We start from the raw sequence: 12386 nt of genomic DNA on the forward strand, positions 1-12386 counted from the left end.
TACGGCATTCGCTAGGTCAGCTTGGCGATCTGGTCGATGAGGGTGACGACCGAGAAGTACCCGAAGAACGCGAACACGACGAGCACGACCACGAGGCGGTACCCCCGGATCCGGATCGGGCCCGGCAGCGCGCGCCGGTTGAGCCAGGCCAGCAGGGCGGAGTACAGGAACATCATGATCCCGCCGACGCTCGCGGAGATCACCAGGAGCGTGAGCGGCTGGTCGAACCCGAGCGTGATCATGGCGATGCCGAAGAGCACGATGAACCACACGACCAGGGAGTAGATCCGGCTCTCGGTCCAGACGCGGCTGCCCGACAGGTAGACGGTCTTGAGGATGTCGGCGACCATGCGGCCGACGTAGTCGCAGATGCCCATGCTCGCGGCGAACAGCGAGACGGCCCCGATCGCCCAGAAGAACGTCCCGAACCCGCTCACCCGGTCGTTGAGCACCTGCCCTTCGGCCCGCAGGAACGTCACGTCGTTCTTCACCCCGGTCCCGAAGACCGTGGAGTAGGCCAGCAGCGACATCAGGAAGATCGTGAAGATGGTGATCGCCACGAACGAGACGAGCTGCTCGGTGTTGGCCACCTTCCACCAGCCGCGCCACCGCCGCAGGTTCTCCTCGTCGGGCCGGAAGACGTACCCGGTCGCGGGGGCCGCCTGGTCCTCGCCGGTCACGGGCGAGACCAGGCGCGGGATCCGGGCGCCCATCCCGAAGCCCTTGTCGCGGATCCAGTTGCTCTGCACGAGGTTCTGCCCGCCGCCGGCCCCGGCGAAGGCCATCGCGCCCAGCACCAGCGCGGCCCCGAGCCCCGCGGGTATCTGCCCGGCGTGGGTGACGGCCTGGCCCAGGCCGCGCCAGGCGTCCCCCGTGACGACCAGGAAGACCGCGATCACCAGGAACACCACGACCGCGCCGACCTTGAGGAACTGGGTCGCCTCGACCGTGCGGTAGACCACCGGCGACAGCGTGAGCGCGAGCCCGATCACGACCAGCTCGGCGACCGCGACGAGTGTGATGTCCCACCCTCCCGTGGCGTACGACAGGACGGTGGCGGAGCTGGTCGCCCAGCCGGGCCAGATGTTGGCGAGCACGGCGAGCAGGGCGAAGAGCAGGCCCCAGTGGCGCCAGAGGCGGCTGAAGCCGGTGAGGGCGGTCTCGCCGGTGGCGAGGGTGTAACGCTCGATCTCCATGTTGAGGAAGTACTGGGCGGTGACCCCGACCACCGCCGCCCAGAGGAAGACGAGTCCCACATTCGCCGATATGTACGGCCATATGACGAATTCGCCGGATGCCAGGCCGACCCCGGCCGCGATCACCCCGGGACCGAGGGCCCGGCGCAGCGGCTGGGGTTCGGGCAGGTCGGCGACCGCGGTGTCCGGCAGCCGGCCCTTCGCCGTGGGGAATCGGGGGACGACGTCTGTGGCGCGCATTCAGGCCTCCCGGGGGTCGTCCGGGATCTCTACCCTCGCGTGTGCGTCATCCCACCTGCCGGTGGTTGCCAGTGGTTACCCGTGGGTAGCATCATGAGTAAGGTTACTGACCAGTACGTAACATCCCCGTCTCCCGCGGCGGGCGCCCCCGGTCAAGGAGAGAGCCTCATGGGCCACTACAAGAGCAACCTTCGGGACACCGAGTTCAACCTCTTCGAGGTCTTCGGTCGCCAGGAGATCCTGGGCGCCGGCCCGTTCGCCGAAGTGGACGAGGACGTCGCCAGGGAGCTCCTCAAGGAGATGAACAACCTGGCCACCGGCGTGCTGGCCGAGTCCTTCGAGGAGGGCGACCGCAACCCGCCGGTCTTCGACCCCGAGACGAAGACGGTGAAGGTCCCCGAGGGCTTCAAGAAGTCCTACCAGGCGCTGATCAACGGCGGCTGGGCCCACCTCGACCTGCCGCAGGACCTGGGCGGCCCCGGCATCCCGCGCACGCTCGCCTGGTCGCTCGCCGAGATGGTCCTGGGCGCCAACCCCGCGCTCTACATGTACGCCGCGGGCCCGAACTTCGCGTACACCCTGTGGAAGCTGGGCACCCCGGAGCAGAAGCGCTTCGCCGAGCTGGCGATCGAGCGCAACTGGGGCGCCACCATGGTCCTCACCGAGCCGGACGCCGGCTCCGACGTGGGCGCCGGCCGGGCCAAGGCCGTACAGCAGCCCGACGGCACCTGGCACATCGAGGGCGTCAAGCGCTTCATCACCAGCGCCGAGCACGACATGTCGGAGAACATCTTCCACCTCGTGCTGGCCCGCCCCGAGGGCCACGGCCCGGGCACCAAGGGCCTGTCGATGTTCCTCGTGCCGAAGTACCACGTGGACCTTTCGACCGGTGAGCTCGGCGAGCGCAACGGCGTCTACGTCACCAACGTCGAGAAGAAGATGGGCCTGAAGGTCTCCACGACCTGCGAGGTCACCTTCGGCGAGACGCACCCGGCGGTCGGCACGCTCGTGGGCGACGTGCACGAGGGCATCAAGCAGATGTTCATGATCATCGAGCACGCCCGCATGATGGTCGGCACGAAGGCGATCGCCACCCTCTCCACCGGCTACCTCAACGCGCTCGAGTACGCCAAGGAGCGCGTCCAGGGCGCCGACATGACGCAGATGACGGACAAGACCGCGCCGCGCGTCGCCATCACCCACCACCCGGACGTGCGCCGCTCGCTGATGCTCCAGAAGGCGTACGCCGAGGGCATGCGGGCGCTGGTCCTCTACACCGCCACCTTCCAGGACGACGTGCTGCTCGCCGCCGCGCGCGGGGAGACCGACCACGACGCCGAGGCCATGAACGACCTGCTCCTGCCGCTGGTCAAGGGCGTCGGCTCCGAGCGGTCGTACGAGCTGCTGGCGACCTCGCTGCAGACGCTCGGCGGGTCCGGGTACCTCCAGGAGTACCCGATCGAGCAGTACATCCGGGACGCCAAGATCGACACCCTCTACGAGGGCACGACCGCGATCCAGGGCCTGGACCTGTTCTTCCGCAAGATCCTCCGCGACCAGGGCCGCGCGCTCGGCAGGCTGGCCGAGGAGATCAAGGCGTTCGCGGGCTCCGAGGCCGGCAACGGCCGCCTCAAGGAGGAGCGCGCCCTGCTCGCCGCCGCCCTCGCCGACGTCAAGGCCATGGGCGACACGATGGCCGGCTGGGCGATCGGCTCGCTGGAGAACCCGCGCGAGGTCTACAAGGTGGGCCTGAACTCCACCCGCTTCCTGCTCGCCCTCGGCGACCTGGTCATCGGCTGGCTCCTCCTCCGCCAGGCCGAGGTCGCGCTCGCCCGCCTCGGCGAGTCCGACAACGACAAGGCGTTCTACACCGGCAAGGTCGCGGCGGCGTCGTTCTTCGCCCGCTCGGTCCTGCCCCGCCTGGCGAGCGAGCGCGCCATCGTCGCCGGCACCGGCCTGGACCTGATGGACCTCCCGGAGGAGGCCTTCTGATCGGTGGGCGGCCCCGGATCTGATCTCCGGGCGCCCCCGAACGGGAGCCGGGCGTGGCCTTACGGAAAGTACTGCAAGATCACGCCCGGTTGGTAATGTGAGCGCGGATGCCGTCGGCGTCCGCGCTTTCACCATTTGGAGGTCGCGGTCATGGGCATAGGCGTAAGCATCTTCCTGATCACCCTCGGCGCGATCCTCCGCTTCGCCATAACGGCCGAGGTCCCCGGCATCGACATCCAGAACATGGGGGTCATCCTCATGGTCGTCGGCGGGATCGGGGTGGTCCTCAGCGTCCTGTTCATGACCCGCCGGGGCCGCACCGCCGAGGACGACCTCATGAACAACGAGGGCCCGCCGCGCGTCTAGACCTCGTACTGCACCGACGCCCGCTCCGCCACGATCGGGGCGATGAACTCCGCGATCACCCTCCGGTGCTCCGGATGGTCCCGGTACACCAGGTAGTCGTCCACGCCGTCGAAGTCCGCGACCAGCGCGAAGTCGAACGTCCCCTCGTTCACCCCCGCGTCCGCCCCCATCTCGTAGCGGCGGATCTCCCCGATGATCCCCGGCAGCCTCCCCAGCTCGGCCGCCACCCGGCTCCGGGCCTCCTCCGACGCCTCGTCCTTCCACCGGAACACCACGACGTGCCTGAACATCAGTCCTCCTCGGTTGCGAACGACAGCACTGTACGGCTCCCGCCCCCGCCGCCCCGGCCCGCCCCCGCCCGCGCCTGACGTGCGGCTCCGGGCCCTGGCGTACGGCGGCCGCGGGACGGGTCACCAGACCCGGGCCGTGGCTCCCTCGACGACCAGGGCCTGACCGTCGCGCAGCGCGTGCACGGGCACGCCCCGGGCGCGATGCTCGGCGGCCAGGGCGGTCAGGACCGGCGACTCCGGGTGGTCCGGGGAGTCCACGTGGGGGATGAAGGGGCGGTCGAGGACGCCCAGGCCGGTCCAGATGGGCGGAGCCGGGGCCTCGGCCGGGTCGTCGCAGCGGTCGAGGCCGCGCAGGTCCGGGGACAGCACGCAGGGGCCGGCGCTGTACCCGGCGTAGACGATGGCGTCATCGCGGATGAGGGCGGGCAGGACCCGGTCGGCGCCGCTGCGGGCCAGGGCGTGGCGGAGGACGAAGACGTTGCCGCCACGGACCCAGAGGGCCGGGGCGCGGGTCAGGGCCCGGCGGATCTCGGCGGGCGAGGCGCCGTAGTGGTCGCGCAGGTCCAGCTCGAAGGGGCGCAGGCCCAGACCGGCGAGCGCCCTCAGCTCCCGCCGCACCCCGGCCTGGCGCTCCCCGGGAGGCTGGGCGTCCATGGCGTTCGCGATCACCGCGATCCCGGCGGTCTCAGTGGTCCCGACGATCCCCGCTCCGGCGGTCCCGGCGGTCTCAGTGGTCCCGGCGGTCTCAGCGGTCCCGGCGGTCTCAGTGGTCCCGACGATCCCCGCGCCGGCGGTCCCGGCGGTCCCGGGTTCGGCGGTCCCGGCGGTCCCGGAACCGGTCGCGCCGGCGAGCAGGGCGAGGAGGCGGTCGGGGCGGTCTCCGAGGCGGAAGGAGGACAGATACAGCCGCATCCGGGAACCCTAACCGGGGGTGCCGGTCCCGCCGGTCTGGTACGCCTGGAAGCCTCGCGGTGATCATGGGAGGACGTCGTGACCGACTGGGACCGCATTCTCGGGCTGCTCGACCCGGCGCCGGAGCGCGCCGACGTGTCGCGGGGCTACCTGGACCTGCTGGGGACGCGGCCGGACCCGCCGAGCGGGCTGGGCGAGGCGCTGATGCGGACGCGCGTGGTGCCGCTGATCTACGAGCGCTACTGGCGGCCGCTGCTGGCCGGGCTGGCCAAGGGGGTGACCGGCCCGACCACCGCCCAGGAGTACCGCCTGGCGCGCGAGCTGCTGGCCGTACGGCCGGGCGACACGGTGCTCGACGTCGCCTGCGGGCCCGGCAACTTCACCCGGGAGCTGGCGCGCGCCGCCGGGCCGGACGGGCTGGTCGTGGGGCTCGACGCCTCGCCGCCGATGCTGGAGCGCGCGGTCGCCGGGACCTCCGCCCGCAATGTGGCCTATGTCCGGGGTGACGCCGTGGAGCTGCCCTTCTCCCCCAGGACCTTCGACGCCGTCTGCTGCTTTCTGGCGCTCAACATGTTCGACGAGCCCTTCCGGGCGCTCGACCGCATGGCCGGGGTGCTCGCCCCCGGCGGCCGCATCGCCATCATGACCTCCTGCGCCCGCGGCCCCGAGCCGCTGCACACCCCGCAGCGGCTCGTCGGCGCCCTGGCCGGCATGCGCGTCTTCACCGGCTCCGAACTGGTCTACGCCCTGGCCGACCGCGGCTTCACCGCCATCCGCCGCCGCGCCTACGGCCTCACCCAGATCATCGGCGCCCGCCTCACCCCCTGACCCGCCTCACCCCCTGACCCGCCTCACCCCTGGCCGTCTCACCCCCCTGACCCGCCTCTCCCCCGACCCGGCGGACCGGCGCGGCCCGGCGGAGCCGTACGGCACGGCGGGCGCGGCCGTACGCCCGCGCGGCGCGTGACGGGCCCGGACGCGCGGAAGCCCGCGCCCCCCGGGGGGACGCGGGCTTCCGGGGCCGGCCGCCGGCGAGACGGCCGTCAGTCGAAGATGGCCGGGAGGGTGGACGTGTGGGTCTCCCGGAGTTCGGTGATCGAGATCTCGAAGAGGTCCTCGATCACGAGGGCGTCGCCGCCGGTGCGGCCCAGTTCGGTGACGGCGATCCCCGCGGCGAGCTCGGCGAAGCGGGACTCGGCGCCGGGCTTGACCGCGACCAGCATCCGGGCCGTGGACTCGCTGAAGAGGGTCACGAAGGGGTCGGCGGGGAGGGTCACGCGGCAGCCGTACCGGCCGGTCAGGCAGGACTCGGCGAGGGCGATCGCCAGGCCGCCGTCCGACAGGTCGTGCGACGCCAGGAGCAGGCCCTCGGCCGCGGCGGCGGCCATGAGCTCGGCCAGGCGGCGCTCGGCCGCCAGGTCCACCGCCGGGGGCAGGCCGCCGAGGTGGCCGTGGGCCACGTGCGCCCACTCCGAGCCGCCGAACTCCTCCCGGGTCTCGCCGAGGAGGAGCACGGTCGCGCCCTCCTCGGTGAAGCCGGGGCGCACCCGGTTCGTCACGTCGTCGATGACGCCGAGGACGCCCACCACCGGGGTGGGGAGGATGGCCGTGGAGCCGGTCTGGTTGTAGAAGCTCACGTTGCCGCCGGTCACCGGGACGCCGAGCGTCTGGCAGGCGTCCGCCAGGCCGCGCACGGCCTCCGCGAACTGCCACATGACCTCGGGGTCCTCCGGGGAGCCGAAGTTGAGGCAGTTCGTGACCGCCAGCGGCCGCGCGCCCACCGCCGCGACGTTGCGGTACGCCTCGGCCAGCGCGAGCTGGGCCCCGGCGTACGGGTCGAGGCGGGTGTAGCGGCCGTTGCCGTCGGTGGAGATGGCCACGCCCCGGGTGGAGGGCTCGGCGCCGGGCATGACCTCGTCGATGCGCAGGAGGCCGGCGTCGGCGGGCGTCGCCAGGACGGTGTTGCCGCGGACGTACCGGTCGTACTGGGCGGTCACCCACTCCTTGGACGCCAGGTTGGGCGAGCCCAGCAGCCTCAGCAGCTCGGCGCGGAGGTCGTCGGGCCGCGGGAGCCCGGCCGGGTCGCGGCGCTGGAGCTCGTCCTGGTCGAGCGGGCGAGAGTACGGCCGGTCGTAGACGGGGCCCTCGTCGGCGGCGGTGCCCGGCGGGATGTCCACGATCAGCTCGCCGTGCCAGGTCATGCGGAGGCGGCCGGTGTCGGTGACCTCGCCGATGACGGTGGCCGGCATGTCCCACTTGGCGCAGATCTCCATGAAGCGGTCCACGTCCTCGGGCGTGACGACCGCCATCATGCGTTCCTGCGACTCCGACATCAGGATCTCTTCGGGCCGCAGCGTCTCGTCGCGCAGCGGCACCAGGTCCAGGCGCACGTCCATGCCGCCGGTGCCCTTGGCGGCCAGCTCGGTCGTCGCGCAGGAGACGCCGGCCGCGCCGAGGTCCTGGATGCCCACGACCACATCGGCCGCGAACAGCTCAAGGCAGCACTCGATCAGCACCTTCTCGGTGAAGGGGTCGCCGACCTGCACGCTCGGGCGCTTGGCCTGGGACTCCTCGTCGAAGGTGGCCGACGCCAGGACGGACGCGCCGCCGATGCCGTCGGGGCCGGTGCGGTTGCCGAAGAGCACGACCTTGTTGCCGGGCCCCGGCGCGGTCGCCAGCTTGATCTGGTCCTTGCGGAGCACTCCCAGGCACAGCGCGTTGACCAGCGGGTTCCCGAGGTACGACTCGTCGAACACCACCTCGCCGCCGATGTTCGGCAGGCCCAGGCTGTTGCCGTACCCGCCGATGCCGGCCACGACGCCGGGCAGCACGCGCCGGGTGTCGGGGGCGTCGGCCGGGCCGAAGCGCAGGGAGTCCATGACCGCGACGGGCCGCGCGCCCATCGACATGATGTCGCGGACGATGCCGCCGACCCCGGTGGCCGCGCCCTGGTACGGCTCGACGTACGACGGGTGGTTGTGCGACTCGATCTTGAAGGTGACCGCCCAGCCGTCGCCGACGTCCACGACGCCGGCGTTCTCCCCCATGCCGACCAGCAGCGCGTCCGACTCGGGGGCCTTCGTCCCGAACTGGCGCAGGTGCACCTTGGACGACTTGTAGGAGCAGTGCTCGCTCCACATCACCGAGTAGATCGCCAGCTCACAGGAGGTGGGGCGGCGTCCCAGGATGTGCTTGACCCGGACGTACTCGTCGGTCTTCATGCCGAGTTCGGCGTACGGCTGGCGCTCGTCGGGCGTCTCGGCGGCACGCGAGACGGAATCGATGTGCGGGGCGCTGCTCATGCGTTGACAAGCCTCTTCAGGACGGAGGTGAAGAAGGGGAGCCCGTCGGTGCCGGGCCCGGTGAGCTCCTCGATCGCGTGCTCGGGGTGGGGCATCAGGCCGACGACGTTCCCGGCCTCGTTGGTGACGCCCGCGATGTCGTTCATGGAGCCGTTGGGGTTGACGCCGAGGTACCGGGCGACGACCCGGCCCTCGCGCTCCAGTTCCGACAGGGTGGCCGCGTCCGCGACGTACCGGCCCTCGCCGTTCTTGACCGGGATGACGACCTCCTGGCCCGGGGAGTACTCCGAGGTCCAGGCGGTCTCGGTGTTCTCCACGCGGAGGCGCTGGTCGTGGCAGCCGAAGTGGAGGTTCTCGTTGCGGATGAGGGCCCCGGGCAGCAGGTGCGACTCGCAGAGCACCTGGAAGCCGTTGCAGATGCCGAGCACCGGCAGCCCGGCGCGGGCCGCGGGGATCAGCTCCTGCATCACGGGGGCGAATCGGGCGATGGCCCCGGCGCGGAGGTAGTCGCCGTAGGAGAACCCGCCCGGCAGGATCACGGCGTCCACGCCGTGCAGGTCGGGGTCCGCGTGCCACAGGGGTACGGCCCGCGCTTCCGCCAGCCGTACGGCACGCGCCGCATCGCGATCATCAAGAGAGCCGGGGAACGTGATGACGCCAACCCGGGCAGTGCTCATGGTGCTGTCCTTAGGAGGTCCGGCAGCGGTCCGCCCAGGTTATCGGGTGGGGAATCGTGCCCGCGCAGGGGATGGCCGACCCGCCGCGCGGGAACGGCCCGGCGCGGGGGCGGCGAGAACCGGGGCGGCGAGAAGAAGAGAGAACGGAGGGCGGCGCGGGGAGCGACGAGGGAAGGGGAGAGCCGGGGGCGGCGCGAGGGGCGCGGCGCCGGCCGGCCCGGGTCCGGCGGGGAACCCGGGTCAGCTCGCCAGGGCGGCGAGTTCGCGCTCGAGCTGCGGCAGGGGGGCGTCCTCCTGCCAGGCGAGGTGCTTCCTCAGCCACACCGTGGTGCCGGCGCCGGGGGTGTCCTCGAACGCCACGTCGTCGACCACGGCCTTCATGATCTGGATCCCCCGGCCGTTCTCCGCCTCCGGCGGCGGAGGAACCATCTCGTCGGGCACCACGGACAGCCCCCGCCCGCGATCCCTGATCTTCAGCACGCACCGTCCCCCGTCGAGACGGAAGTCCACGTCGTAACGCGCGGTCGGCCCGCCGTGGCGCACCGCGTTGGAACACGCCTCGGAGGTGGCCAGGAGAATATCCGCCACGCATTCCTCGGCCACCCCGACGGAACGCAGCGCGTCTCCCAGCAGCCGGCGTACGACGGGAATCCCCGCCGGCTCACGCGGCAGGGTAAGGGAGAATCGGATGTCCACGACCCCCTCCCGCTGTTGCAGAGTCACCTTCCAAAGGTTTCCCCGCTGCGGCGGCGGTAATCGCTGAATGACCGCCTTGTTATTCGACCCGGAGGGTGAAGTCCTCAATCACGGTGTTGGCCAGGAGCGTTTCGGCCATCTTGCGGACTTCGGCGAGCGCCGCGTCGTCGGCGGGGCCGTCGATTTCGACCTCGAAACGCTTGCCCTGGCGTACCGAGGCCACGCCGGTGAAGCCCAGCCGGGGCAGCGCGCGGGCGATGGCCTGCCCCTGCGCGTCGAGAATCTCAGGCTTGAGCATGACGTCGACGATGACGCGCGCCACAGGGTTCCTCCTGGTAAGCGGGGGTGGTTACGCCCCGCAAGCGTACGCCAGGGAAGGGTGCGCGGGCGTACGCGACCCCGTGTGCGACCCCCTCGGCCGGGGCAAGTCCCAGGTATGAGCCGGATCGCCGACAGAGAGCACAAGGTTCGCATTCTCCGCGAACGGGGTCTTGCGCGCACCGGTGTGACCTCTGCCACGATGACGGTAGGCGGCCGTCCCACGTCGAACCGGGGGCGGACCGGAGCACTGGCCGGCGCGACGGCAATCCCGACCGCGCGGGCCCCGAGGCACACCAGGAGTGGCACGTGACCGTCGACGCCTCTCGCGGTGCAGACGCACCCCCCGAGCTCGTCCAGCTCCTCACCCCTGAGGGTGAGCTGGTCGAACATCCCGACTACGAATTCGACCTGACGGCCGAGGACGTCAAGTCCCTCTACCGCGACCTGGTCCTGGTCCGCCGCGTGGACCTGGAGGCCGTCGCGCTCCAGCGCCAGGGCGAGCTGGGCATCTGGGCCTCGCTGCTGGGCCAGGAGGCCGCGCAGATCGGCTCCGGGCGCGCGCTCACCGAGCAGGACATGGCCTTCCCGACGTACCGCGAGCACGGCGTCGCCTGGTGCCGCGGGGTCGATCCGGTGAAGCTGCTGGGATTGTTCCGCGGCGTCAACCACGGGGGCTGGGACCCGGCGGAACACAATTTCCACCTCTACACGATCGTCATCGGAAGCCAGACGCTGCACGCCACCGGATACGCGATGGGAATCCAGCGCGACGGGGCCGAGGCGGCGACCATCGTCTATTTCGGTGACGGCGCGACTTCGCAAGGTGACGTCAACGAGTCGTTCATCTGGGCGTCGGTGTTCAACGCGCCCGTGGTGTTCTTCTGCCAGAACAATCAGTGGGCCATTTCCGAGCCGCTGGAGAAGCAGTCGCGCATCCCGCTTTACCGCCGCGCCTCGGGATTTGGTTTTCCCGGCGTCCGGGTTGACGGGAACGATGTCTTCGCGTGCCTGGCCGTCACGAAGAAGGCGCTCCAGGCGGCCCGCGAGGGGCAGGGCCCCACGCTCATCGAGGCGTTCACCTACCGCATGGGCGCGCACACCACCTCCGACGACCCCACGCGCTACCGGCTGGAGACCGAGCTGGAGGCCTGGAAGCTCAAGGACCCGATCGAGCGCGTGAAGGCCTACCTGTTCAAGAACGAGCTGGCCGACCAGGAGTTCTTCGACCGGATCGAGGCCGAGGCGGCGGAGCTGGGCAAGAGCGTGCGCACGCGCTGCCTGGAGATGCCCGACCCCGACCCGATGGAGATGTTCGAGCACGTGTACGCGCACCCGCACGTGCTGCTCGCCGAGGAGCGCGCGCAGTTCGCCGACTACCTCGCCGGTTTCGAGGAGGAGGTGGCGTGAAGATGACACAGCTCACGCTCGCGCGCGCGATCAACGCCGGGCTCCGCCGCGCCATGGAGGAGGACCCGAAGGTCCTGGTCATGGGCGAGGACGTCGGCAAGCTCGGCGGCGTCTTCCGGGTCACCGACGGGCTCCAGAAGGACTTCGGCGAGGACCGGGTGATCGACACCCCGCTCGCCGAGTCGGGGATCGTCGGCACGGCCATCGGCCTGGCCCTGCGCGGGTTCCGCCCGGTGTGCGAGATCCAGTTCGACGGGTTCGTGTTCCCGGCGGCCGACCAGATCATCACGCAGCTCGCGAAGATGCCGATGCGCTCGCTCGGCGCGATCAGGCTGCCGATCGTCGTGCGCATCCCGTGCGGCGGCGGCATCGGCGCGGTCGAGCACCACAGCGAGTCCCCCGAGGCGTACTTCACGCACACCGCCGGCCTGCGGGTCGTCGCCTGCGCGAACCCCGTGGACGCGTACACCATGCTCCAGCAGGCCATCCGCTCCGACGACCCGGTGATCTTCTTCGAGCCCAAGCGGCGCTACTGGGAGAAGGCCGAGGTCGACCTGGAGATGGACCTGGCGGCGGCCATGCCGTTCGACCGCGCCTCGGTCGTACGGCAGGGCTCCGACGTGACCCTCCTGGCGTACGGGCCGATGGTGAAGACCGCGCTGGAGGCGGCGGTCGCGGCCGAGGAGGACGGGCGGTCCGTCGAGGTCATCGACCTGCGCACGCTCTCCCCGCTCGACACGGCCACGATCTTCGATTCGGTGCGCAAGACCGGGCGCTGCGTGGTCGCGCACGAGGCGCCGGTGTACTCCGGTCTCGGCGGCGAGATCGCGGCCCGGGTCACCGAGGCGTGCTTCTACCACCTCGAGGCCCCGGTGCTGCGCGTCGGCGGCTTCTCCACGCCGTACCCGCCCTCCCGGCTGGAGGAGCACTACCTGCCCGACCTCGACCGCGTGCTGGACGCCGTGGACCGGACCTTCGCGTACTAGA

Annotated in this window: 12 protein-coding genes; 5 read left to right on the top strand and 7 right to left on the bottom strand. The window is 71.3% G+C overall.

Annotated features, from left to right (window positions below; all coding sequences use genetic code 11):
* Positions 1 to 11: 11 nt before the first annotated feature.
* Positions 12 to 1436 carry an Nramp family divalent metal transporter gene (locus D5H75_RS21985; protein WP_119928380.1) on the bottom strand — a complete coding sequence of 475 codons (1425 nt, stop codon included), beginning with the start codon at positions 1434 to 1436 and terminating at the stop codon, positions 12 to 14.
* A 168-nt stretch (positions 1437 to 1604) separates the two neighbouring features.
* Here D5H75_RS21985 and D5H75_RS21990 point away from each other — a divergent pair, with 168 nt between their 5' ends.
* Positions 1605 to 3428, top strand: a complete 1824-nt coding sequence (locus D5H75_RS21990; protein WP_119928381.1) for an acyl-CoA dehydrogenase — start codon at positions 1605 to 1607, stop codon at positions 3426 to 3428.
* A 150-nt stretch (positions 3429 to 3578) separates the two neighbouring features.
* Positions 3579 to 3794 carry a DUF6458 family protein gene (locus D5H75_RS21995; protein WP_119928455.1) on the top strand — a complete coding sequence of 72 codons (216 nt, stop codon included), beginning with the start codon at positions 3579 to 3581 and terminating at the stop codon, positions 3792 to 3794.
* On the opposite strand, the gene D5H75_RS22000 is transcribed toward D5H75_RS21995, so the two are convergent.
* Positions 3791 to 4084, bottom strand: coding sequence for a Dabb family protein (locus tag D5H75_RS22000; protein ID WP_119928382.1), 294 nt, complete (start codon positions 4082 to 4084; stop codon positions 3791 to 3793). The two genes, D5H75_RS21995 and D5H75_RS22000, sit on opposite strands and share 4 nt — an antisense overlap.
* A 120-nt stretch (positions 4085 to 4204) precedes the next feature.
* Complete coding sequence (locus tag D5H75_RS22005; RefSeq protein WP_202638379.1) at positions 4205 to 4996, bottom strand: Type 1 glutamine amidotransferase-like domain-containing protein; 792 nt, start codon at positions 4994 to 4996, stop codon at positions 4205 to 4207.
* Between the two features lie 78 nt (positions 4997 to 5074).
* Here D5H75_RS22005 and D5H75_RS22015 point away from each other — a divergent pair, with 78 nt between their 5' ends.
* Positions 5075 to 5824, top strand: a complete 750-nt coding sequence (locus D5H75_RS22015; protein ID WP_242454420.1) for a class I SAM-dependent methyltransferase — start codon at positions 5075 to 5077, stop codon at positions 5822 to 5824.
* 215 nt (positions 5825 to 6039) lie between these two features.
* On the opposite strand, the gene purL is transcribed toward D5H75_RS22015, so the two are convergent.
* The 4 genes from purL to purS all read right to left on the bottom strand — a co-directional run bounded on the left by purL (position 6040) and on the right by purS (position 9993).
* On the bottom strand, positions 6040 to 8298 hold the full coding sequence (purL, locus tag D5H75_RS22020) for a phosphoribosylformylglycinamidine synthase subunit PurL (RefSeq protein ID WP_119928384.1): 2259 nt from the start codon (positions 8296 to 8298) through the stop codon (positions 6040 to 6042).
* A complete protein-coding gene (purQ, locus tag D5H75_RS22025; protein ID WP_119928385.1) occupies positions 8295 to 8975 on the bottom strand; it encodes a phosphoribosylformylglycinamidine synthase subunit PurQ in 681 nt (226 codons plus the stop codon). The genes purL and purQ overlap by 4 nt, the downstream gene beginning before the upstream one ends.
* 240 nt (positions 8976 to 9215) lie before the next feature.
* Positions 9216 to 9671: an ATP-binding protein gene (locus tag D5H75_RS22030; RefSeq protein WP_119928386.1), complete on the bottom strand. Its 456-nt coding sequence runs from the start codon at positions 9669 to 9671 to the stop codon at positions 9216 to 9218.
* A 79-nt stretch (positions 9672 to 9750) separates the two neighbouring features.
* Positions 9751 to 9993, bottom strand: coding sequence for a phosphoribosylformylglycinamidine synthase subunit PurS (purS, locus tag D5H75_RS22035; RefSeq protein ID WP_119928387.1), 243 nt, complete (start codon positions 9991 to 9993; stop codon positions 9751 to 9753).
* Positions 9994 to 10298: 305 nt separating this feature from the next.
* Here purS and pdhA point away from each other — a divergent pair, with 305 nt between their 5' ends.
* Together pdhA and D5H75_RS22045 are read left to right on the top strand one after the other, a co-directional pair.
* Entirely contained in the window at positions 10299 to 11399 is a 1101-nt protein-coding gene (gene pdhA / locus D5H75_RS22040) for a pyruvate dehydrogenase (acetyl-transferring) E1 component subunit alpha (RefSeq protein ID WP_119928388.1), read from the top strand.
* A 2-nt stretch (positions 11400 to 11401) separates the two neighbouring features.
* A complete protein-coding gene (locus tag D5H75_RS22045) occupies positions 11402 to 12385 on the top strand; it encodes an alpha-ketoacid dehydrogenase subunit beta (RefSeq protein WP_119928458.1) in 984 nt (327 codons plus the stop codon).
* The last annotated feature ends 1 nt before the right edge of the window (position 12386 follow it).

It is taken from the genome of Bailinhaonella thermotolerans (genome assembly GCF_003594875.1).
Classification (GTDB): Bacteria; Actinomycetota; Actinomycetes; order Streptosporangiales; family Streptosporangiaceae; genus Bailinhaonella; species Bailinhaonella thermotolerans.

Coding starts and splice junctions, on each gene's coding strand:
- D5H75_RS21985 (WP_119928380.1), bottom strand. CDS start 1,436: ATGCGCGCCACAGACGTCGTCCCCCGATTCCCCACGGCGAAGGGCCGG.
- D5H75_RS21990 (WP_119928381.1), top strand. CDS start 1,605: ATGGGCCACTACAAGAGCAACCTTCGGGACACCGAGTTCAACCTCTTC.
- D5H75_RS21995 (WP_119928455.1), top strand. CDS start 3,579: ATGGGCATAGGCGTAAGCATCTTCCTGATCACCCTCGGCGCGATCCTC.
- D5H75_RS22000 (WP_119928382.1), bottom strand. CDS start 4,084: ATGTTCAGGCACGTCGTGGTGTTCCGGTGGAAGGACGAGGCGTCGGAG.
- D5H75_RS22005 (WP_202638379.1), bottom strand. CDS start 4,996: ATGCGGCTGTATCTGTCCTCCTTCCGCCTCGGAGACCGCCCCGACCGC.
- purL (WP_119928384.1), bottom strand. CDS start 8,298: ATGAGCAGCGCCCCGCACATCGATTCCGTCTCGCGTGCCGCCGAGACG.
- purQ (WP_119928385.1), bottom strand. CDS start 8,975: ATGAGCACTGCCCGGGTTGGCGTCATCACGTTCCCCGGCTCTCTTGAT.
- D5H75_RS22045 (WP_119928458.1), top strand. CDS start 11,402: ATGACACAGCTCACGCTCGCGCGCGCGATCAACGCCGGGCTCCGCCGC.